The following is a 22593-nucleotide window of genomic DNA, read 5'->3' as shown; positions in this document are numbered from 1 at the left end:
GTTTACATAAAGTGCGGTGCTCGACAGGCCGGACACCGCGTGCTCCTTATAGGAGTGAACCCTGTGGCGAGGGGATTTATCCCCGATGGGCTGCGTAGCAGACCCCGCTTTTATGGGGCCGCTGCGCGAGGCAAAGGGGCGGTGCGACGTTTCGCTAAATCCCCTCGCCACAAAAGCTCGCTCCCACATTTGTTCCTCAGCGCCCCTTGAACTGGGCGACGTTCGCAGACCGCGCATCGGTCTGCGGTTGGCCGGCAGTGCCGAGGCGCTCACCGGTATTGGCATCGAACAACAACACTTTCGATGGATCGAACTGCAGCGTCAGGCTTTCGCCTACCTGCGGTGCCACGTCCGGCGCCAGTCGGCAGCAGACCTTGGTGTCGTTCAAGTTGACGAACACCAGGGTATCCGGACCGGTCGGTTCAGTGACCTGCACTTCGGCGCGGATGCTCGGCAGACCATTGCCCTCGCCGCTCGCAAGCACAATCTGCTCCGGGCGCAGGCCGAGGATCACTTCGCGGTCTTCAAGCCCGGCATCCTGCATGCTCATCGGCAATTCACAACGCGCCTGACCGCTGTCGAGCAGCGCCAGCAGACGACCGTCCTTGCGCTGCAAACGCAGGGGGATGAAGTTCATCGGCGGCGAACCGATGAAGCTCGCCACGAACAGGTTGGCCGGGTTGTTGTAGATGTCTTTCGGCGTACCGAACTGCTGAATGATGCCGTCCTTCATCACCGCGACCTTGTCGCCCAGGGTCATCGCTTCGATCTGGTCGTGGGTCACGTAGACCGTGGTGGTTTTCAGACGCTGGTGCATCAGTTTCATTTCGGTGCGCATCTCGACGCGCAGCTTGGCGTCGAGGTTCGACAGCGGTTCGTCGAACAGATAGATCTTCGGCCGCCGCGCCAGAGCACGACCCATCGCCACGCGCTGTTGCTGACCACCGGAGAGCTGGCCCGGCTTGCGATTGAGCAGGTGTTCGATCTGCAACAGCTTGGCCACGCGGGCGACTTCTTCGTCGATCGCTGCCTGCGGCATCTTGCGGATCTTCAGGCCGAACTCGATGTTCTCGCGCACGCTCATGGTCGGGTACAGCGCGTAGGACTGAAACACCATGGCGATGTCACGATCCTTGGGGCTCATGCCGCTGACATCCTGATCACCGATCATGATCGCGCCGCCGGTGATGGTTTCCAGACCGGCGATGCAGTTCATCAAGGTCGATTTGCCGCAGCCCGACGGGCCGACGAGGATCAGGAATTCACCGTCCTTGATCGACAGTTCGATGTTCTTCAGGGTGTCCGGCAGGCCGGCCCCGTAGGTCTTGTTTACGTTGCGAAGTTCAAGCGTAGCCATGATTACCCCTTGACCGCGCCGGCCGTCAGCCCGCGCACGAAATACTTGCCTGCGACCACATAGACCAGCAGGGTCGGCAGGCCGGCGATCATCGCCGCTGCCATATCCACGTTGTATTCCTTGGCGCCGGTGCTGGTGTTGACCAGGTTGTTCAGCGCCACGGTGATCGGTTGCGAATCACCGCTGGAGAACACCACCCCGAACAGGAAGTCGTTCCAGATCTGGGTGAACTGCCAGATCAGGCAGACCATGATGATCGGCGTCGACATCGGCAGAATGATGCGGCGGAAAATCGTGAAGAAACCCGCGCCATCCAGACGCGCAGCCTTGACCAGCGCATCGGGAATGCTCACGTAGTAGTTGCGGAAGAACAGCGTGGTGAACGCCAGACCGTAGACCACGTGCACGAACACCAGGCCGGTGGTGGTGCTCGCCAGGCCCATCTTGCCGAGGGTGAACGAGGCCGGCAGCAGCACGGTCTGGAACGGCAGGAAGCAGCCGAACAGCAGCAGACCGAAGAACAACTGCGAACCACGAAAGCGCCACATCGACAGCACGTAACCGTTCAACGCACCGATGGCGGTGGAGATGATTACCGCCGGTACGGTGATCTTGATCGAGTTCCAGAAGTAGCCGTCAACCGTGGCCCAGGCCTTGACCCAGCCGATGCCGCTGACCACGGTCGGCCAGCTCAACAGGTTGCCGGTGCTGATATCTTCCGGGGTCTTGAAGCTGGTCAGCAACATGACTACCAGCGGCACCAGATAGAGGAACACTGCGAGGATCAGCACCGCGTAGATCGCGATGCGGCTCAAGCTGATAGCGGGTTTGGCAGCAAGACTAGTCATGACGCTTGGTCCTCAGCTCGGAATACAGGTAAGGCACGATGATCGCGAGGATCGCACCGAGCATCAGAATCGCACTGGCCGAGCCCATCCCCATCTGGCCGCGACTGAAGGTGAAGGAATACATGAACATCGCTGGCAGGTCGGAGGAATAACCCGGGCCGCCGGCGGTCATTGCCGCAACGAGGTCGAAGCTCTTGATCGCGATGTGCGCGAGGATCATCACCGCACTGAAGAACACCGGACGCAGGCTTGGCAGCACGACTTTCCAGTAGATGCGCGGCATGCTCGCGCCGTCGATCTGCGCAGCACGGATGATCGATTGATCGACGCCACGCAGGCCGGCGAGGAACATCGCCATGATGAAGCCCGAGGCTTGCCACACAGCGGCAATCACCAGGCAGTAGACCACGCGATCAGGGTCGATCAGCCAGTCCAGACGGAAGCCTTCCCAGCCCCAGTCACGCAACAATTTGTCCAGGCCCATGCCCGGGTTGAGCAGCCATTTCCACGCGGTACCGGTGACGATCATCGAGAGCGCCATCGGGTACAGGTAAATAGTGCGGATAAAGCCTTCGCGACGGATGCGCTGGTCGAGGAATACCGCCAGCAACACGCCGATCACCAGAGTGATGCCGATGAACATGCCGCCGAACACGGCGAGGTTCTTGCTCGCCACCCACCAGCGATCGTTGTCAAACAACCGCGCGTATTGCGCCAGACCGGCCCACTTGTAGTTGGGCAGGAAAGTCGAGGTGGTGAACGACAGAATGAACGTCCACAGGATGTAGCCATAGAAGCCCACCAGCACGATGAACATGCTCGGCGCCAGCACCAGTTTCGGTAGCCAGCGCTGCAATGCATCGAACGGCGAGGCCTTGCTGAACACAGCAACAGAACTCATGAGCAAATCCAGAAAAGAAAGAGAAGAACAGCTGCAAGCTGCAAGCTACAAGACCAGCAGCGCGCAAGCCTTTAACTTGCAGCTTGAAGCTTGAAGCTTGCAGCTCGCCGTCAAGGCGCCTATTTGGCCGACTGAACCGCCGCGCCGAGTTTCTTCGCCGCATCGGCCGGGTCGGCTTTCGGGTCGTTGATGTAGTTGGTGACTACGTCAAAGAACGCGCCCTGCACGGCCAGCGTGGTCGCCATGTTGTGCGCCATGCTTGGTTGCAGGCCGCCGGACTTGGCGTCCGCGAGGAAGTCTTTGGCAGCGGTCTGCGCGCAGGAATCGAAGCCGAGCTTGTCCATGTTGTTCAACATGTCGTTGCGCACCGGGATCGAGCCTTTGTTGATGCTGAAGACTTTCTGGAAGTTCTCACCCAGCACGACTTTGGCGATGTCCTGCTGACCGGCCGCAGTGCCTGCGTCCTTCTGCTTGAACACGGCCAGCGAGTCGATGTTGTAGGTGAATGCCTTGTCGGTGCCCGGGAACGCTACGCACTCGTAGTCCTTGCCGGCGACTTTCTTGGCGGCGGTCCATTCGGACTTGGCCCAGTCACCCATGATCTGCATGCCCGCCTTGCCGTTGATGACCTTGGCCGCTTCGAGGTTCCAGTCCTGGCCTTTGCCGTCCGCGTCCATGTAGGTCGCGACTTTCTTCAGCTCGGTGAGCGCCTTGACCATTTCCGGGCCGGTCAGCGCCTTGTTGTCGAGATCAACCAAGGCTTTCTTGTAGCCATCCACGCCCATGACCGAGAGCACCACGGCTTCGAACACGGTGCTGTCCTGCCAAGGCTGACCGCCATGGGCGAGCGGAATGAAGCCCGCCGCTTTCAGCTTGTCGCCGGCTGCGTAGAACTCTTCGAGGGTGGTTGGATTCTTGGTGATGCCGGCTTTCTTGAAGACTTCCGGGTTGATCCACAGCCAGTTCACGCGGTGAATGTTCACCGGCACGGCCACGTAATCACCGTCGTACTTCACGGTATCGGAGACTTTCTTGTCGAGCAGGCTGTCCCACTTTTCCGACTTGGCGACGTCTTTCAAAACGTCGGTGTCGAGCAGGCCGGTCGACGCCCATTCCTGGATGTCCGGGCCTTTGATCTGCGCTACGCCTGGCGGGTTACCGGCGACGGCGCGGCTTTTCAGCACGGTCATGGCAGTCGCACCGCCACCACCGGCGACAGCGCCGTCCTTCCAGGTGAAACCGTCTTTTTCAACTTGGGCCTTGAGCACATCGACAGCGGCTTTTTCGCCACCGGAAGTCCACCAGTGCACGACTTCCACCGAACCTTTGGATTCGGCAGCGGAGACACTGAGCGGCAGGATTGCGAGCGGGAACAGGGAGGCGACAGAAATGACAGTAGCGAGGCGAGAAATCGCATTCATTCGAGATGTACCTTTCTTGTTGTTATGCATTGCAAGTCTGGTGCTTGCGCTGCACGGAGTTTAAACAGAGCGTTTCGCTTCGCAGGTAACGAAGGGACGCGTAAATGTCACGACATGGTTACACAGCAACAGGCCGGGACGACTGCGCCAAAGCCGTGGCCATGCTTGGCGCCAGCGGCAATCGCGGAATCAGCACAGCCTGCCAGGCGTGATACAGATCGGGCTTGCCCGGCCAGATATCGGCACTCGGCACATTCTGCGGATTGAGTTCGTGGTGCCAACTGCCGTTGCAGCGGTCGATGAAATTGGTCTCGCAGAACTCCCAGAACAGTCTGTACCAGGCTTCGTATTGCCCGTCGCCGGTGCGTTTGAGCAAGGCGCTGGCGGCGGCGCTGGCTTCGGCATGCGTCCAGTGCAGGCGATGGCGAACGACGGCCTGGTTATCCCAGTCGAGGGTGTAGACGATGCCCGGCGCGCCATCGACATCCCAGCCGTGGCGGCAATTGTTTTCGAAGAGTTTTTGCGCATCAGTCGCCAGCCAGCCCGGCGTAAGCATGCCGGCCTGTACCCGCGCGGCTTCAAGATGCAGGAGCAAGCGCGCCCACTCGAAACCGTGGCCCGGCGTGGTGCCGTAAGGACGAAAACCGTCAGCCGGATTGTCGTGGTTGTATTCGCGCAGCGGTTGCCAATCGCGATCGAAGTGTTCGATGACCATGTAGTCGTTGGCTGCAGCGTGACCATGGATCACTCGTTCGACGATGCGCTGGGCGCGTACCAGCCAGCGCGGATCTTCGGTGACATCGGCCAGCGCGAGGAATGCTTCGGTCGCGTGCATGTTGCTGTTGGCGCCGCGATAGGCTTCTTCTTCGCTCCAGTCGCGATTGAAGAATTCGCGCATGGCGCCCTCTTCTTCGCTCCAGAAATAAGTGTCGATGATGTCGATCGCGTCATCGAGCAAAGCCTGGGCACCGGGCCGTTGTGCGACCACGGCGGAGCTGGCGGCGAGGGCGACAAAGGCATGCAGATAGGCGTTCTTGCCGGTGTTGTCGTCGCGATGTTCGGCCACCGCAAACCAACCGCCGTGCAACGCATCACGCAGTGGCCCGCGCAACGCGGCGATACCGTGGTCGACCAGCTCGGCAAACCCCAGCAGGCCCTGAATGTGGGCCATAGCGAAGCTGTGGGTCATGCGCGCGGTGTTCATGGTCTCGGCTTGCGCGTGCGCTGGCAAACGGCCGCGTTCGTCGAGGTTGCCGAAGCCTTCGGGCAGTCGTGATGCCTTGGCGAAATCCAGCAGACGCAGGCCTTCGGTAGCGAGCCATTGCTGGTGGGCAGGGGCGTTCAGCCAACTGCTGAAGTCTGGGTGAAAGGTGTCCATGGCGTGACCCTTTTTTGTTGTTAGGACTGCGGGCAGTCTAAACAACGGGCCGGGGCGGGCTTGTAACGAAGGGGACGGGGTTTGTCACTGGCTTGTGACATTAGCAAAGCAAAGTCAAAAGATCGTCCGATCGCGGCAACTGCAACGTCACCCGCAACCCACCTTCACGCAGGTTCTGCAACGTCACCTCGCCGCCGTGGCTGTGGGCAATGTTGCGCGCAATGCCCAGACCGAGTCCGTAGCCCTGCTGCTGCCCCGCCAGGCGGAAGTGCGGCTCGAACACTTGCTCCAGCCGCTGCTGCGGCACGCCCGGCCCTTCATCATCGACATGCAGAACAAAGGCGCTGTCGTCGTCATCGATGTGCAGGTGCGCGTTCTGTCCATACTTCAAGGCGTTGTCGATCAGATTGCCGATGCAGCGCTTGAGCGCCAGCGGCTTGCCTGGATACGCCGACAGCGCGCGGCCATGCTGGGTGACGCGGCCATTGCCGTTCGGCGCCAGATACGGCTCGACCAGGCAATCGAGCACATGATTGAGATCCACCGGCTCGATGTTCTCGTGGATGTCGGTGTCTTTCACGCATTGCAGCGCGCCTTTGACCAGCAGCTCCAGCTCATCCAGATCGCGGCCGAACTTGGCTTGCAGCTGTTCATCTTCGAGCAGTTCGACGCGCAAGCGCAGGCGGGTGATCGGCGTGCGCAAGTCGTGGGAAATCGCGCTGAACAACTGGCTGCGCTCGGTCAGGTAACGGCTGATGCGTTCGCGCATGGTGTTGAACGCGCGGCCGACTTCGACCACTTCACTGCCACCGCCCTCCGCCACCGGCTCGACATCGGCGCCCAGCGACAGATCCCGCGCTGCCCGCGCCAGACGCTTGAGCGGCCGGCTCTGCCAGTGCACCAGCAGGCCGATGAACAACAGCAAGAAGCCGCTGGTCAGGACGATAAACCACACCTGCTGCGCCGGCAGGCCTTGCTCTTCGAGGCTGGTGTACGGCTCCGGCAGCAACGAGGCGATGTACAGCCATTCGCCCGGGGCCATTTGAATCTGCGTGACCAGCACCGGCGGATTCACCGGCTCCAGGGTCAGCGCGTAATGCGCCCAGGAGCGCGGCAATTCATCAAGTTTCAGCCCGGCGTTGAAGATCCGCAGGTCTTCGGGGCTGACGAAGGTCACCGAAATATCCGTGTCATGGCCCAGAGACTGGCGCAGCACTTCGTCCACCGCCTGCATCACCGCAGCCTTGCGCGGCGTCACCGGCAGCACGTCCATGCCCAGCGGTTTGTCATTGAGCGTCACGACAAATCGGGTGCCGCCCATGCTGCGCAATTGATCGAGCACCAGCGGCCGATAGGCCACCGGCAAGGAACGGAAATAGCTGACGCTGGCAGTCATGGAATGCGCCAGGCTGCGGGCACTGGTGACGAGTCCTTCGAGTTGAGTGGCGCGCAACTGCGAGACCCAGATCACGCTCGACAGCGTCTGCGCGAACAGCACCGCCAGCAGAGTCAGCAGCAGCATCCGCCCGAGCAGTGAGCGCGGCACCGGTATGCGGTTGGCAAATTTGCGTAGCGACTCAGTGAGCATTGCCGGCAACCACATTGGCTGCCAACTGATAACCGCTGCCACGTACGGTGCGGATCAGCCGTGGTGGTTTTTCGGTGTCGCGCAGGCGTTGGCGCAAACGGCTGACGGCCATGTCGACGATGCGATCGAGCGGCATCAGATCGCGGCCACGGGTGGCGTTGCCGATGGTGTCGCGGTCGAGGATTTGCTGCGGATGATCGAGGAACAGTTTCAGCAGGGCGAAATCGGCGCCGGAGAGGATCACTTCCTCGCCGTCGGTGTGGAACAGCCGATGACTGACCGTGTCCAGGCGCCAGTCGTCGAAGGCCAGCACTTCGCTGCCGCTGCGTTCGTGGGCGAATTGCGCGCGACGCAGCAGGGCCTTGATCCGCGCTTGCAGTTCGCGCGGGCTGAACGGTTTGCCGAGGTAGTCATCAGCGCCAAGTTCCAGACCGATCACCCGGTCGGCTTCGTCGGAACTGGCGGTCAGCATGATGATCGGCACCTGCGCCTGACGCGGATGCTGGCGTACCCAGCGGCACAGGCTGAAACCGTCTTCGTCGGGCAGCATGACATCGAGGATCACCAGATCGCTGGGCGCCTCGTTGAGCGCCTGACGAAAACCGGCACCATCGGCGGTGGCCCTCACCTGAAACCCGGCGCGGGTCAGGTAGGTTTCCAGCAACTCGCGTATTTCCTGGTCGTCATCGACCAACAATATCGACTTGTTGACTGAGCTCACTTCGAAGGCATCCTTGTTGTTGGAGTTGGGGCGGATTATGCCTGATGAACCTGGAAAATTTGTCGCCTGTTGATCGTTCCCATGCTCTGCGTGGGAATGCAGCCCGTGACGCTCCGCGTCACTGGACGCGGAGCGTCCCTTGAGGCATTCCCACGCGGAGCGTGGGAACGATCTCTATGCAGTTGTTGCTTGATCCAGCGCTACACCGGCGCCGACCAGGCCGGAATACGGCGCGGTCACCAGCCAGACCGGGATGCCTTTGAAGTAATCGCTCATGCAGCCCTTGTCGGCGAAGCAGCGGGCGAAGCCGCTGGCGAGGAAGAAATCGGCGAAGCGTGGAATCACCCCGCCGACGATAAACACGCCGCCGCGCGCGCCGGTGGTGAGCACGTTGTTGCCGGCGACGCGACCCAGCCAGCAGCAGAATTGCTCGAGCACTTCCAAAGCAATCGGATCACCGGCCAGACCGGCGGCGGTGATCGCTTCCGGCGTCTCAAGCTTCGGCTCATGGCCATCGACCGCGCAGATCGCCCGGTACAGCCGCGGCAGGCCGCCGCCGCTCAACGCGGTTTCCGCGCTGACATGGCCGATCTCGTTGTAGATGTGTTGCCACAGTTGCGTTTCGCGCGGACTGCTCAGCGGCAGGTCGACGTGGCCGCCCTCGCCCGGCAACGCGGCGAAGCGTCCTTCGCCGAGATCGAGCAAGGTGCCGACACCCAGGCCAGTGCCCGGGCCGATCACCACTGCCGGACGCAGAGGCTCCGGCGTACCTTCGCAAACCACGCGGAATTCGCCGGGCTGCAAGCGGGTCATGCCCAGCGCCATCGCCGAGAAGTCGTTGGTCAGCAACAACTGCTCGACCTGCAAGGTCTTGCAGAACGCGCTGCGGCTGAGCCGCCAGTGATTGTTGGTGAATTTGAATTCATCACCATTCACCGGACCTGCCACCGACAGGCACACCGAGCCGATCGAACCCGGCGCCAGCCCGAGCCCGCTCAGGTACAAGGCGATTGCCTCTTCCGGGCTGGCAAAGTCGGCCGTGGCCAGCACCTGAACCGATTGCAGTTGCTGGTTTTGCCACAACGCGAACCGCGCGTTGGTGCCTCCGATGTCACCGACCAAAGCCAGTTTCAATTAAGCGTCTCCAGGGCAGAAGTGAAGGCGCTGGCGCCCTGCTCCGCCGAGCTGAAGGCCATGCGCATGAAGCCAAACAGCTCGCGGCCGCTGCCAATGTTGTTGCCCAACAGGCCCTTGGCAGGTTCGCGCGCTGCAAATTCGGCGGCGTCGACCTTCAGTTCCAAGGTGCCTTTGACGCCATCGACGCGGATGATATCGCCCTCTTGCACGCGCGCCAAAGCGCCACCGACATAAGCTTCCGGGCTGACGTGAATCGCTGCGGGGATTTTCCCCGACGCGCCGGACATGCGCCCGTCAGTCACCAACGCCACTTTGAAGCCGCGATCCTGCAGCACGCCGAGGAACGGCGTCATCTTGTGCAGCTCGGGCATGCCGTTGGAACGCGGGCCCTGGAAGCGCATCACGGCGACAAAATCCTTCTCCAGCAGACCGGCCTTGAATGCGTCCGCCAGGTCTTGTTGATCCTGGAACACCATCGCCGGTGCTTCGACGATCTGGTTCTCCAGCGCAACGGCAGAAACCTTCATCACCCCGCGACCGAGATTGCCTTCCATCACCCGCAAGCCGCCCTCTTGCGAGAACGCACGGGACACCGGACGCAGGATGTTTTCGTCGAGGCTGTCGGTCGGCCCTTCGCGCCAGACCAGCTCACCGTTATCGAGGAACGGCTCTTTGGTGTACTGGCTCAGGCCATGGCCGAGCACAGTGTTGACGTCTTCATGCAGCAGGCCGGCGCCGAGCAGTTCGCGGATCAGGAACGACATGCCGCCCGCTGCCTGGAAGTGGTTGATGTCGGCTTTGCCGTTCGGGTAGACGTGGCTCAGGGTCGGCACGACTTCGGAAAGGTCGGCCATGTCCTGCCAGGTCAGTTGAATGCCAGCGGCCATGGCGATGGCCGGCATGTGCAGGGTGTGGTTGGTCGAGCCGCCGGTGGCGTGCAAGGCAACGATGGAGTTGACCAGCGCCTTCTCGTCGACGATTTCGCCGATCGGCATGAAGTTGCCGTTCTGCTTGGTCAGGCGCGTGACCTGATGCGCGGCTTCGCGGGTGAGCGCGTCGCGCAGCGGCGTGTTCGGGTTGACGAAAGACGCGCCCGGCAAGTGCAAGCCCATGACTTCCATCAGCAACTGGTTGGTGTTGGCGGTGCCGTAGAAGGTGCAGGTGCCCGGGCTGTGGTAGGACTTCATCTCCGATTCCAGCAGCTCTTCGCGGGTCGCCTTGCCTTCGGCGTACTTCTGGCGGACGTCGGCTTTTTCCTTGTTGGAAATCCCCGAAACCATCGGCCCGCCCGGGACGAAGATCGTTGGCAGATGACCGAAACGCAGCGACCCCATCATCAGGCCCGGGACGATCTTGTCGCAGATGCCGAGCATCAGCGCGCCGTCAAACATGTTGTGCGACAACGCCACGGCGGTGGACATGGCGATCACTTCGCGGCTCGGCAGGCTCAGTTCCATGCCCGGCTCGCCTTGGGTCACGCCGTCGCACATGGCCGGAGTGCCGCCGGCGAACTGGCCGACCGAGCCGATTTCGCGCAGGGCGTTCTTGATCTGTTGTGGAAAGACTTCGTACGGCTGGTGCGCCGAAAGCATGTCGTTATACGAAGACACAATGGCGATGTTCGCCGAGTTCATCATCCGCAGGCTGTGCTTGTCTTCAGTGCCGCAACCGGCCACGCCGTGGGCGAAGTTGGCGCATTGCAGCTTGCCGCGCATCGGGCCATCGGTGGCGGCGCCGCGAATCAATGCAAGGTAAGCCTGACGCGTGGCGCGGCTGCGGGCGATAAGCCGTTCGGTGACCTCAAGAACGCGGGGATGCATGTGTAGAACTCCAGGCTAACGGATGTGGCGACCTGATTGTCTATGCTGATCAAACGCCGTTGTTGTTGGAATGACAGACGGCTTTTTTGACCATTCGGACCAGTTGATTCAGGTCACTCGTTGTAGATAAAACAAAATATTGCCACTAAAAAGGCTTGTTTTCTATTTTTATGCGAATAATCTTGTAATTCCAACAACAAAACGACGGCGGCGCTGTTCCATGACTCTTCGAATTGCAATCAATGGTTTCGGCCGCATCGGCCGTAATGTCCTGCGCGCACTGTATACCCAAGGCTATCGTCAAGACCTGCAGATCGTCGCGATCAACGATCTGGGTGACAGTTCGATCAATGCCCATCTGCTCAAATACGACACCGTCCACGGCACTTTCGACGCCGAAGTGGCGCACGATAACGAAAGCCTGACGGTCAATGGCGACCGCATCGCGGTCAGCGCCATTCGCAACCCGGCCGACCTGCCGTGGGCCGCTGAAAAAATCGACGTAGTGTTCGAATGCACCGGTCTGTTCACCGACCGTGCCAAAGCCGCCGCGCATATCAGCGCCGGCGCCCGCAAGGTGATCATTTCTGCCCCGGCCAAAGGCGCCGACGCCACCGTCGTTTATGGCGTCAACCACGACATTCTGCGTCAGTCGCACCAGATCATTTCCAACGCTTCGTGCACCACCAACTGCCTCGCGCCAGTGGCGCAGGTGCTGCATCGCGAGTTGGGCATCGAAAGCGGCCTGATGACCACCATCCACGCCTACACCAACGACCAGAACCTCACCGACGTTTATCACAGCGACCCGTACCGTGCCCGCTCGGCCACGCAAAACATGATCCCGAGCAAGACCGGCGCAGCCGAAGCGGTAGGCCTGGTGCTGCCGGAACTGGCGGGCAAACTGACCGGCATGGCTGTGCGCGTACCGGTGATCAATGTGTCGCTGGTCGACCTCACCGTGCAACTGAAGAAAGAAGCCAGTGCCGACGAAGTCAACGCCCTGCTGAAAGCGGCCAGCCAGCATTCGAAAATTCTTGGTTACAACACATTGCCGCTGGTTTCCAGCGACTTCAACCACAACCCGCTGTCGTCAATCTTCGACGCCAACCACACCAAAGTCAGTGGCAAGTTGCTGAAAGTGCTGGCCTGGTACGACAACGAATGGGGCTTCTCCAACCGCATGCTGGATAACTGCCTGGCGTTGTGTAACGCCGAATAATCTCAGCCGGCCCCCAATCCCTGTGGGCGCGAGCCTGCTCGCGAAAGCTTTCTGTCAGTCGATATGGAATTGACTGACACGACGCCTTCGCGAGCAGGCTCGCTCCCACAGGAGATCCGATTTCAATTCGAAATCAGCACTTGACCATTCGGCTGGATGATAAGCATTATCATTCGCTCGAAATGGATCAGGTCCTCCCGTGAGTCAATCGCGCTTCAACCACGTCTTCCTCGCCCAGCGCACTTCCCTGCTGCGCACGCTGGAACGGATGGTCAACAATCACAGCACCGCTGAAGACCTGTTGCAGGAGACCTACCTGCGCGTGACCCGGGCGTTGAGCGAACGGGCCATCGATCACCTTGAACCCTTTGTCTTCCAGACCGCGCGCAATCTGGCGCTGGACCATTTGCGTGCGCGCAAGATCCATGCGCGGACCATGGTCGACGATGTACCTCAGGACGTGGTGCAGAGCATCGCCGCGCCCGCCAGCAGCGCCGAAGACGCCGCCCACGCCGAACAACTGCTGGAGCGCTTGAACGTGAGCCTCAGCCAGCTCAGCCCACGCCAGCAGCAGATATTCATCCTCAGCCGCCTGCACGGGCACAGCTATCAGGAAATCGCCGATGAACTGAAGGTGTCGCTGAGCACTGTGCAGAAAGAACTGAAACTGATCATGTCGATCTGCATCGGCGTCGCACAGCGACATGAAGGCAGCGGCAAGCTTTGAGCTACAAACGGCAAGCTTCAAGCGGCAAGCTTCAAGCGGTAAGCAAAAACGAAATGCAGTAACCCATCCGGCTTGCAGCTTGCAGCTTGAAGCTAGAAACTGCTTCTAGCCAGAAGCCCTGAGGAACCACCGTGACGGACACCCACCGCCCGCCTTCGCCCGATTCAGCGCGGGACGCTGCAGCTGCAATGGACCAGGCGCTGGACTGGCTCATCGTGCTCGGCAGCCCGGATGAGGAACAGACCCGGCAATTTCATGCCTGGCTGGCGGCTGATCCGTTGAATGCCGAGGCATTCGCCAAGGCCCAGGCGATCTGGGACGGCCCGCAAGTCGCACAGTGCGCCGAAGCCCTGGCGGCAAAACCGGTAAAAGTCACTTTTCTCAAGCGCTTGCGCCCGCACTGGAAACCGCTGGCTACCGCTGCGGTGCTGATCCTCGGGCTGTTCAGTTTCAGCAACCTGCCGATGCGCATTCAAGCGGATCACCTCACCGTGGTTGGCGAGCGTCAGCGGCTGCAACTGGAGGACGGCTCGAAGGTTCTGCTCAATACCAATTCGGCGTTTTCCAGCACCATCAACGATCAACAGCGCGTGGCCCGGCTGTTTCAGGGCGAGGCGTTTTTCGAGATTGCCAGCGGGCGCAATCAGCCGCTGGAGATCGACGCAGGTCCGGTAACGGCCAGCGTCCACGACACCGCATTTGCCGTGCGCTACCTCGACGGGGTCGCACAAGTGAACGTGCAGCGTGGCGATGTCGATCTGCGCGCCACCCACAACGATGCCCGGGTGCGCCTGCGTGCCGGGGAAAGCATTCGCATCGGCCCCAACGGATTTGATCGCCCGGCCAAGCTCGACGCCAATGCCGATCTGGCCTGGGTTGAAGGCCGTCTGGTGTTCGAGAACTGCCCGCTGAATCAGGTGCTGGCCGAGCTGCGCCGCTACTATCCGGGCTGGATCATCAACAACAACGAGCAATTGGCCGACGTCGCCGTCACCGGCAATTACCGTCTCGACCAGCCGCTCGACGTGGTCCGCTCCCTCGCCCACATCACCTCGGCGCGCCTGCAGGAATTCCCTGCGCTGGTGATTCTGAACTGAATGAGAGTTATTTTTACTCGATAGCCAATGGCAGTACGTCTCGTTATAGCCAATGCAATTGATTCGCATCTAACCATGCCGATCTGCACCTATAAAGATTCGTGCGACACGGAGCGCTATCGATGTCCTCACGCCTTACCCGCCAGACTGCTTCCCCTTCCCGCGTACTGTCGCTGCTGACTGCGGCCATCCTCATGGCTGGCACCGCACCGCTGCTGGCGGCCACCGAGCAACCGACACGCAACATGGGCGATTACGCCTTCGCCATCGGCCAGCAACCACTGGTTTCGGCATTGAATGCCTTTACCGCCGTGACCGGTTGGCAGGTCGGTTTGCCGGCCGAGTTGGGGCAGAACGTCTCGTCGCCGGGCGTGCGCGGTTCGCTGCCGCCGGAAAAAGCCCTCGAGCGCCTGTTGGTGGGGACCAACCTGAGCTTCCGCAAACTGAGCAACAACAATGTCGTGCTGGAAAAACGCAACAGCAGCGGCACGCTCAATCTCGATCAGGTGACCATCAGCGCCACTCGCCAGGAACAGTCGGTCAACAGCGTGCCCTCGACGGTCAGCGTGCATGATCGCCAAGAGCTTGACCGCAACAACGTCAATACCATCAAGGATCTGGTGCGCTACGAACCGGGCGTTTCCGTTGGCGGTGCCGGTCAGCGCGGCGGCATCAGTGGCTACAACATTCGCGGTATCGACGGCGACCGCATCTTGACTCAAGTCGATGGCGTGGAGATCCCTAACGGTTTCTTCAACGGCCCGTATGCCAAGAGCCAGCGCAACTACGTCGACCCGGAAATCGTCAAACGCGTGGAGATTCTCCGTGGCCCGGCCTCGGTGCTGTACGGCAGCAACGCCATCGGCGGCGCGGTCAGTTACTACACGCTGGACGCCGACGACATCATCAAACCGGGCAAGGACGTCGGCGCGCGTCTGAAAAGCGGTTACAGCTCCGCCGATGACAGCTGGCTGAAGTCCGCCACCGTCGCCGGCCGCAGCGGTCAGTTCGACGGCTTGCTGCATTACAGCCAGCGCGACGGACACGAAACCGAGTCCTTCGGCGGCAACAACGGCACCGGCCTTGCGCGCACCGCCGCCAACCCGGAAGACGTGCGCGCAACCAACGTCCTGGCCAAGCTCGGCTGGAACTACAACGACGATTCGCGCCTGGGCCTGACTTACGAAAAGTACAAGGACGATCGCGACACCGATCAGAAAAGTGCCTACGGCGGCCCGTACTTCAACGGCGCGCCGACCATTCCGAGCAGCGTCCTGCCCGGCGGCATGTACCAGTGGCGCACCGGCAACGACACCATCACCCGCGAGCGTTTCGGTATCGAACACTCGTTCGCCCTCGACAGCCTGCTGGTCGATAACGTCAAGTGGAGCCTCAATCACCAGATCGCCAAGACCGACCAGAGCACCGAGGAGTTGTACTACCCGATCACTCGTAAAGTGCTGCGTACCCGAGACACGATCTACGAAGAAAAACAGTGGGTGTTCGACGCGCAACTGGACAAGGCTTTCGCCATCGGTGACACCGATCACCTGCTGACTTACGGCACCACGATCAAACAGCAGAAAGTCACCGGTTCACGCAGCGGCGACGGCACCTGCGTGGCCGTCGGTCGCGGCTGCACGGCGATTGGCGCGACCAGTGCGGCGGACGTGCTGGCCAAGGCCTCTGATTTCCCCGATCCGACCATCAACACCTACAGCCTGTTCGCCCAGGATCAGATCAGCTGGAACGACTGGACCTTCCTGCCGGGCCTGCGCTACGACTACACCCAGCTCAAGCCGCAGATCACCGAGGAATTCCTCAACACCGTGAATGCTGACGGCCAGGGCACGGTCAGCGACAAGAACAAGACCTGGCACAAAGTCTCGCCAAAATTCGGCCTGACCTATGCACTGACGGACAACTACACCTGGTACGGCCAGTACGCCGAAGGCTTCCGCACGCCCACGGCAAAATCGCTGTACGGGCGTTTCGAGAACAACACCACCGGCTACACCGTGGCGCCCAACTCCGACCTTGAGCCGGAAAAAAGCAAAGGTTTCGAAACCGGCCTGCGCGGGAATTTCGAGCAGGGCTCGTTCGACGTCGCGGTGTTCTATAACAAGTACCGCGACTTCATCAACGAGGATGCGGTCAAGCCGGGCGACGATCAGTTGACCTTCCAGAGCAACAACATCAAGCGCGCCACCATCAAGGGTGCGGAAGTCAAAGGTCGCTTGAACCTGGATGCGTTCGGCGCGCCGCAAGGCCTGTATACCCAAGGCTCGATCGCCTACGCCTACGGGCGCAACAACGACAGCGGCGAGCCGATCAACAGCGTCAATCCGCTCACCGGCGTGTTCGGTCTCGGTTACGACCAGGACAACTATGGCGGCCTGCTGAGCTGGACCGTGGTGAAGAAAAAGGACCGCGTCGACGACAGCAATTTCAAATCGCCGGACGGCGTCAGCAGCCAGTTCAAGACCCCGGGCTTCGGCATTCTCGATCTGGCCGGCTATTACAAGGTGACCGACGACGTCACCGTCAGCGGCGGCGTCTACAACCTGACCGACAAGAAATACTGGCTATGGGATGACGTGCGCGGTTACGACAGCGTCGGCGAAGCCTCGGTGACGCAACCGGCCAACCTCGATCGCCTGACCCAACCGGGACGCAACTTCGCGATCAACCTGATCTGGGACATCTGATCCGCCCGGCCTCACTGCGCGTGTTCGCGCCGCGCAGTGAGGTTTTTTTACTGTCCGCCGCCCGCCCGTACGTCTTGTTATCAAGCGCCTCATTTATCAAGGACACCCCATGACTGCCCCGGAAAAATCCCTGCGTTCGCAACGCTTGAACCAGATCACCCACGAGCCGCACAGCAAACTCGATGCGCTGGTCAAAGCCCACGCGCCGTTCGAAACCCGCGCCAGCTTCGCCCGTTTCGTCGTCGCGCAATACCTGTTCCAGGCGGAACTGGTCGAGCTGTACAACGATGCCGAACTGACCGCGATCGTCCCGGATCTGCCGGCCCGTTGCCGCGCTGAAGCGGCCAGGGCTGACCTCGCCGACCTCGACACCGATGTCCCGCCCCCGGTTGCCGGCACGCTGAAAAACCCGAGCAAGGCGCGGGCGCTGGGCTGGATCTTTGTTTCCGAGGGTTCCAAGCTCGGCGCGGCGTTCCTGATCAAGCGTGCCGTGGCACTGGAGCTGAGCGAAACCTTCGGTGCCCGGCATCTGGCAGAACCGCAAGGTGGCCGCGCCGAGGGCTGGAAAAGCTTTGTGCGCACCCTCGATGCGTTGCCGTTCACGGCAGAGGAAGAGGCGGAAGTTGAGCAAGGTGCACTGGATGCGTTCAACCGCTTTACCGTGCTGCTGGAACGGGCTTATGCCATAGAAGCCGAAGTGGCCTGAAGCAACTCTTATCCCTTGTGGGAGCGAGCCTGCTCGCGAAGACGGCAGCACATTCAACATCAATGTGCCTGATCAACCGCTTTCGCGAGCAGGCTCGCTCCCACAGGGCTCACCACAAATCTGTAAGATCCCCGTTCCGCTTCAGAAGCCACCGCTGAGCCATGCCCACACCCGCCCCATCAAAACTCGCCCGTCTGCTGTTCGGCCTGCTGGCCTATGTCAGCCTCGGCATTGGCCTGATCGCCATCGTCGTGCCCGGTCTGCCGACCACCGAGTTCATCCTCCTCGCCGCGTGGGCCGCGACCCGCAGTTCGCCGCGCTTGAGTGCGTGGCTGGAAAATCATCGCCTGTTCGGGCCGATCCTCAGTAACTGGCGCAACGGCAGGATCATCGCGCGCAAGGCCAAGCTCAGTGCCACCGTCAGCATGCTGCTGTGTGCGACGTTGATGCTGGTGATGCTCGATCACGGCTGGCCGATCTATCTGGCGATTGCCGGCATGACCATGGGCAACCTGTGGATCTGGTCGCGCCCGGAGACGCCCGTCGCGGTAGTGAAACATCCCTGTAATTAAAGCCTTTTCAGCACTTTCCCCTGCGCAAACGTTTAGCAGCGACCGTCCGTCGGCAAGCGCCTCATGCCGTTTCGCTTAACGCCGATGAGGATTGAATGGCGCTGAATGGATTTGGCAAACCGAGCTCCCGGCCCAGCCACCTGTTTATTCCATTCGCGAGATCGCCCCATGTTCGACTCTCTTTCCATTCGCCTGAAAATCGTCCTGCTCTCCGGCCTGTGCCTGCTCGGAGTGGTGGCACTGATTGTCAGCATGAACATCTACCAGACCAACCAGAACGACGCGCTGGTCAGTCAATCCAGCAACCAGTTGCTCACCGCCAGCGTGCAGAACCTGTTGCAGGCCAAGGCCGCCGAGCAAGCGGTGCGGGTGCAGAAAACCTTTGGTGAAAGCCTGCTGGTGGTCACCGCCCTCGCCGATCAGATCAAGGATCTGCGGACGATGGCGGCCAAGCGTTCACTCGAAGCCGGCGCCGTTCGGGAAGAGCTGAACCAAAGTCTGAAAACCGCTTTCGAGCGCAACGATAAAGTCTTGGGCATTTGGCTGGCCTTCGAACCCAATGGCCTCGACGGCAAGGACAGCGAATTCGCCAACGATGCCGCGCGGCAATCCAACGAAGCCGGGCGCTTCGCCTCGTACTGGAGCCGTGCCGCCGGCGCCGCACTGAATACGATCATGGTCGAAGATGACCTGACCAAGACCACCCTCAGCGTCAGCGGCACGCCGTACAACAGTTGGTACACCTGCCCTCGCGACAACAAGCGCACCTGCCTGCTCGACCCGTATGCCGACACCGTCGGTGGCAAGGAAATGCTCATGACCACCATTTCCGTGCCGCTGCTGGTCGACGGCAAAGCGATCGGCGTGGTCGGTGTCGACATCGCGCTCGACGCCCTGCAAGCCGCCGCCGTCGACTCGCAGCGCAGCCTGTTCAACAACGCCGGGCACATGCTGATCGTCTCCGGCAGCGGCGTGCTGGCGGCCGACAGTGCCGACGCGACGCGAGTGGGCAAAAAAATCAGCGACACCCTCGGCGCTGACGGCAAGGATGTATTGCAACTGGTCGGCAGCGGCACGGCAAAAATTCTCCAACAGGGCGAGCTGATTCGCGCGGTTTACCCGGTCGACCCGATCGGCAATTCGCGCGCCTGGGGCGTGGTCATCGACCTGCCGGAGCACGTGCTGCTGGCCGACTCGGTGAAGCTGCAAGCGGTACTGGATGATGCGCAACAAACCGGCGTGATCACTGCGCTGCTGGTAGCGGGCGTGGCCGGTCTGGTCGGCCTGCTGCTGATCTGGCTCACCGCCTCCGGCGTCACCCGTCCGATCAACAGCGTCGCCGAGATGCTGAAGAACATCGCCAGCGGCGAAGGCGATCTGACCCAGCGCCTGAACTACAGCAAGAAAGACGAACTGGGCGAACTGGTGAACTGGTTCAACCGCTTCCTCGACAAGCTTCAGCCGACCATCGCGCAGATCAAACAAAGCATCACCGAAGCTCGCGGTACGGCCGATCAATCGTCGGAAATCGCCCGCCAGACCAGCGAAGGCATGCAGGTGCAGTTCCGCGAAATCGATCAGGTCGCCACCGCGTCCAACGAAATGAGCGCCACTGCCCACGACGTCGCCAACAGTGCCTCGAACGCCGCCAACGCCGCCAAGGGCGCCGATCAGTCGGCGAAGGACGGCATGGCGATCATCGAGCGCAGCACCCGCGACATCAATCAACTGGCCGATGAAGTCAGCAAAGCGGTGACCGAAGTCGAAGCGCTGGCGGTCAACAGCGAGCAGATCGGCTCGGTGCTGGAAGTGATTCGCAGCATCGCCGAACAGACCAACCTGCTGGCTCTCAACGCCGCCATCGAAGCCGCCCGCGCCGGCGAAAGCGGTCGCGGTTTTGCCGTGGTCGCCGACGAGGTGCGCAACCTCGCCAAGCGCACGCAGGATTCGGTGGAAGAAATCCGCATCGTCATCGAGCGCATTCAGACCGGCACCCGTGGCGTGGTCGCGACCATGCACTCGAGCCAGACCCAGGCGCACAACAACGCCGGGCAGATTCGTCAGGCCGTTGATGCGCTGGGCAAGATCAGCGACGCGGTGACGGTGATCAGCGACATGAACCTGCAGATCGCCAGTGCCGCCGAAGAACAAAGCGCAGTGGCCGAAGAGGTCAACCGCAACGTCTCGGCGATCCGCACCGTGACCGAAACCCTGACCGAACAGGCCACCGAATCGGCAGCGATCAGCAGCCAGCTCAACAGCCTGGCGAGCCAGCAGATGAAATTGATGGATCAGTTTCGCGTGTAACAATCCAGCATCGATCGTTCCCACGCTCCGCGTGGGAATGCATCAAGGGACGCTCCGCGTTCCAGCTTTCGATTGGGACGCAGAGCGTCCCGGGCGGCATTCCCACGCGGAGCGTGGGAACGATCTTCAATCCAGCCCGGTTATGTTTTGCACTATCATCGCCCTCTCGTTCCGGAGGGCCTTCGATGACTGATCTGCTCACGTCCATCCAAACCGCACTCGGCCTGCCCCACACGCCGATCCCCTTCACCGGTGACGGCGCCCTGCCCTCGGCGTTCGCCGTGACCGAGCTGGCCTGCGCCAGCATCGCCGCTGCCGGGCAAGCGCTCAGCGAATTGCTTCACCAGCAAGCCGGGCACTTGCCTGCGGTTGCAGTCGACCGCCGTCTGGCCTCGTTGTGGTTCTCCACCTCGCTGCGCCCGATCGGCTGGCAGGTGCCGCCGCTGTGGGATCCCGTCGCCGGCGACTATGCGACCCGGGACGGCTGGATCCGTCTGCACACCAACGCCCCGCACCACCGCGCCGCCGCTGAACGCGTGCTCGGCGCCTGCGCCGATCGTGCCGCAATGGCGGCGAAAGTCGCACAGTGGGCGAGCGCGGAGCTTGAGCAGGCGGTGGTCGACGCCAAGGGCTGCGCCGCCGAGATGCGCAGTTGGGCGCAGTGGCAGCAGCATCCGCAAGGGCTGGCGGTGAATGCCGAAGCGCTGGTGCAATTCATCGAGCAGACGGACGAGAACCGCAGCCCATGGCAAGGTTCGATCGTACGACCGCTGGCCGGGATCAAGGTGCTCGACCTGACCCGCGTCCTCGCCGGTCCCACCGCCAGCCGCTTCCTCGCTGGACTGGGCGCCAACGTGCTGCGCATCGATCCACCGAGCTGGAACGAACCCGGTGTGGTCCCGGAAATGACCGTGGGCAAACGCTGTGCGCGGCTGGATCTGCAGGCTCCTGCGGATCGCGCAGTGTTCGAAGGTTTATTGCAAGACGCCGACATTCTCCTGCACGGCTACCGCGCCGATGCGCTGGAACATCTCGGGTTTGGTATTGAACGTCGAAGGCAACTGGCACCGGGGCTGATCGACGTCTGCCTCAACGCCTACGGCTGGAGCGGCCCCTGGCAGAACCGCCGGGGCTTCGACAGCCTGGTGCAGATGAGCAGCGGCATCGCCGAGGCCGGACAGCATTGGAAGCACAGCGATAAACCGACGCCGCTGCCGGTGCAGGCGCTGGATCATGCGACCGGGTATCTGATGGCGGCGAGTGCGCTCAGGTTGCTGACTGAACGACTGGCCAACGGTCGCGGGGGCTCGGCGCGGTTGTCGCTGGCACGGACGGCGAAGCTGTTGCTCGAGCATGGGCCGGGGACGCATGACCCGCTGCGGGCCGAAGAAGCGCTGGATCAGGATCCGGCGATTGAACACACCGCGTGGGGGCCGGCGCGGAGATTGCGCGTACCGGTGCAGGTCAGCGGGACGGTGGTGCGGTGGGATTGGCCGGCCGTCGAATTGGGGTCACATCGGGCGCAGTGGTGATTTTGAGGCCGCCTTCGCGAGCAGGCTCGCTCCCACATGGATTCGGTACTTCTGTGTGCGAGCCTGCTCGCGAAGGGGCCTGACCTGCCAAAGCAAATCCGCCTACAAACTCAACACTCCGCTATACAACCCATAAGCCGCCAGCCCCGCCCCGATCACCACGCAGGCAAAAATCCCTTTCTCCACCGTGGTGAAAACCGGCTGGCCCTGTTCACGCTTGGCCTTGGCAAACAGAATCACCCCCGGCGCATACAGCAGCGCCGACAGCAGCAGATATTTCACCCCACCGGCGTACAACAGCCACACCGCGTAAACCAGGGCGATGCCGCCAATCAGCAGATCCTTGGTGCGCTCGGCCGACGCGTGTTCGTAGGTTTCGCCGCGCCCGCTGAGCAGTACCGCGTAGGCCGCTGACCACAGGTACGGCACCAGAATCATCGACGAGGCCAGGTAAATCAGACTGGTGTAAGTGCCCGCCGAAAAAAGCGTGATCAGCAGGAAAATCTGGATCATCACATTGGTCAGCCACAGCGCATTGACCGGCACGTGGT

Annotated in this window: 18 protein-coding genes; 8 read left to right on the top strand and 10 right to left on the bottom strand. The window is 61.5% G+C overall.

Features of this window, described 5'->3' with window-relative positions; genetic code table 11:
- Positions 1 to 196 precede the first annotated feature (196 nt).
- The 9 genes from ugpC to edd form a co-directional block, all read right to left on the bottom strand.
- Positions 197 to 1357 carry a sn-glycerol-3-phosphate ABC transporter ATP-binding protein UgpC gene (gene ugpC, locus J5M66_RS23490; protein WP_197892547.1) on the bottom strand — a complete coding sequence of 387 codons (1161 nt, stop codon included), beginning with the start codon at positions 1355 to 1357 and terminating at the stop codon, positions 197 to 199.
- Positions 1358 to 1359: 2 nt separating this feature from the next.
- The gene (locus tag J5M66_RS23485) at positions 1360 to 2205 is read right to left on the bottom strand and encodes a carbohydrate ABC transporter permease (protein WP_039758116.1); all 846 of its coding nucleotides are present in this window, start codon (positions 2203 to 2205) and stop codon (positions 1360 to 1362) included.
- Positions 2198 to 3106: a sugar ABC transporter permease gene (locus J5M66_RS23480; protein WP_016773533.1), complete on the bottom strand. Its 909-nt coding sequence runs from the start codon at positions 3104 to 3106 to the stop codon at positions 2198 to 2200. The genes J5M66_RS23485 and J5M66_RS23480 overlap by 8 nt, the downstream gene beginning before the upstream one ends.
- Before the next feature lie 119 nt (positions 3107 to 3225).
- A complete protein-coding gene (locus tag J5M66_RS23475; RefSeq protein ID WP_090285552.1) occupies positions 3226 to 4527 on the bottom strand; it encodes an ABC transporter substrate-binding protein in 1302 nt (433 codons plus the stop codon).
- A gap of 118 nt (positions 4528 to 4645) precedes the next feature.
- Positions 4646 to 5905: an AGE family epimerase/isomerase gene (locus tag J5M66_RS23470; protein WP_207807915.1), complete on the bottom strand. Its 1260-nt coding sequence runs from the start codon at positions 5903 to 5905 to the stop codon at positions 4646 to 4648.
- A 100-nt stretch (positions 5906 to 6005) separates the two neighbouring features.
- Positions 6006 to 7493, bottom strand: a complete 1488-nt coding sequence (locus J5M66_RS23465) for an ATP-binding protein (protein WP_207807914.1) — start codon at positions 7491 to 7493, stop codon at positions 6006 to 6008.
- Positions 7483 to 8214 (bottom strand): response regulator transcription factor, encoded by a 732-nt coding sequence (locus J5M66_RS23460; protein ID WP_039758123.1) that lies wholly within the window; start codon positions 8212 to 8214, stop codon positions 7483 to 7485. Before J5M66_RS23460 ends, J5M66_RS23465 begins: the two co-directional genes overlap by 11 nt.
- 174 nt (positions 8215 to 8388) lie before the next feature.
- Positions 8389 to 9348 carry a glucokinase gene (locus tag J5M66_RS23455; RefSeq protein WP_207807913.1) on the bottom strand — a complete coding sequence of 320 codons (960 nt, stop codon included), beginning with the start codon at positions 9346 to 9348 and terminating at the stop codon, positions 8389 to 8391.
- Positions 9345 to 11171, bottom strand: coding sequence for a phosphogluconate dehydratase (gene edd / locus J5M66_RS23450; protein WP_016773527.1), 1827 nt, complete (start codon positions 11169 to 11171; stop codon positions 9345 to 9347). Before edd ends, J5M66_RS23455 begins: the two co-directional genes overlap by 4 nt.
- A gap of 220 nt (positions 11172 to 11391) precedes the next feature.
- Here edd and gap point away from each other — a divergent pair, with 220 nt between their 5' ends.
- The 8 genes from gap to J5M66_RS23410 all read left to right on the top strand — a co-directional run bounded on the left by gap (position 11392) and on the right by J5M66_RS23410 (position 22042).
- The gene (gap, locus tag J5M66_RS23445) at positions 11392 to 12393 is read left to right on the top strand and encodes a type I glyceraldehyde-3-phosphate dehydrogenase (protein WP_016773526.1); all 1002 of its coding nucleotides are present in this window, start codon (positions 11392 to 11394) and stop codon (positions 12391 to 12393) included.
- A 199-nt stretch (positions 12394 to 12592) separates the two neighbouring features.
- Positions 12593 to 13120 (top strand): sigma-70 family RNA polymerase sigma factor, encoded by a 528-nt coding sequence (locus J5M66_RS23440; RefSeq protein WP_116658598.1) that lies wholly within the window; start codon positions 12593 to 12595, stop codon positions 13118 to 13120.
- Positions 13121 to 13251: 131 nt separating this feature from the next.
- Positions 13252 to 14217: a FecR domain-containing protein gene (locus tag J5M66_RS23435; protein ID WP_207807912.1), complete on the top strand. Its 966-nt coding sequence runs from the start codon at positions 13252 to 13254 to the stop codon at positions 14215 to 14217.
- 122 nt (positions 14218 to 14339) lie between these two features.
- Positions 14340 to 16925: a TonB-dependent receptor gene (locus tag J5M66_RS23430; RefSeq protein ID WP_207807911.1), complete on the top strand. Its 2586-nt coding sequence runs from the start codon at positions 14340 to 14342 to the stop codon at positions 16923 to 16925.
- 109 nt (positions 16926 to 17034) lie between these two features.
- On the top strand, positions 17035 to 17631 hold the full coding sequence (locus J5M66_RS23425) for a biliverdin-producing heme oxygenase (RefSeq protein WP_207807910.1): 597 nt from the start codon (positions 17035 to 17037) through the stop codon (positions 17629 to 17631).
- Between the two features lie 161 nt (positions 17632 to 17792).
- Positions 17793 to 18203 (top strand): YbaN family protein, encoded by a 411-nt coding sequence (locus J5M66_RS23420; RefSeq protein WP_207807909.1) that lies wholly within the window; start codon positions 17793 to 17795, stop codon positions 18201 to 18203.
- Between the two features lie 168 nt (positions 18204 to 18371).
- The gene (locus tag J5M66_RS23415) at positions 18372 to 20510 is read left to right on the top strand and encodes a methyl-accepting chemotaxis protein (protein WP_207807908.1); all 2139 of its coding nucleotides are present in this window, start codon (positions 18372 to 18374) and stop codon (positions 20508 to 20510) included.
- 185 nt (positions 20511 to 20695) lie between these two features.
- On the top strand, positions 20696 to 22042 hold the full coding sequence (locus J5M66_RS23410) for a CoA transferase (protein ID WP_207807907.1): 1347 nt from the start codon (positions 20696 to 20698) through the stop codon (positions 22040 to 22042).
- 102 nt (positions 22043 to 22144) lie between these two features.
- On the opposite strand, the gene J5M66_RS23405 is transcribed toward J5M66_RS23410, so the two are convergent.
- Positions 22145 to 22593: amino acid permease (locus J5M66_RS23405; RefSeq protein ID WP_347709593.1), on the bottom strand; the 449-nt coding region annotated here is incomplete at its 5' end.

Source organism: Pseudomonas sp. 67(2021) (assembly GCF_017491835.1).
GTDB classification, from domain to species: Bacteria; Pseudomonadota; Gammaproteobacteria; order Pseudomonadales; family Pseudomonadaceae; genus Aquipseudomonas; species Aquipseudomonas atacamensis.
Note: the sequence above shows the minus strand (reverse complement) of the source record. Positions and strands in the feature narration are given on the sequence as shown.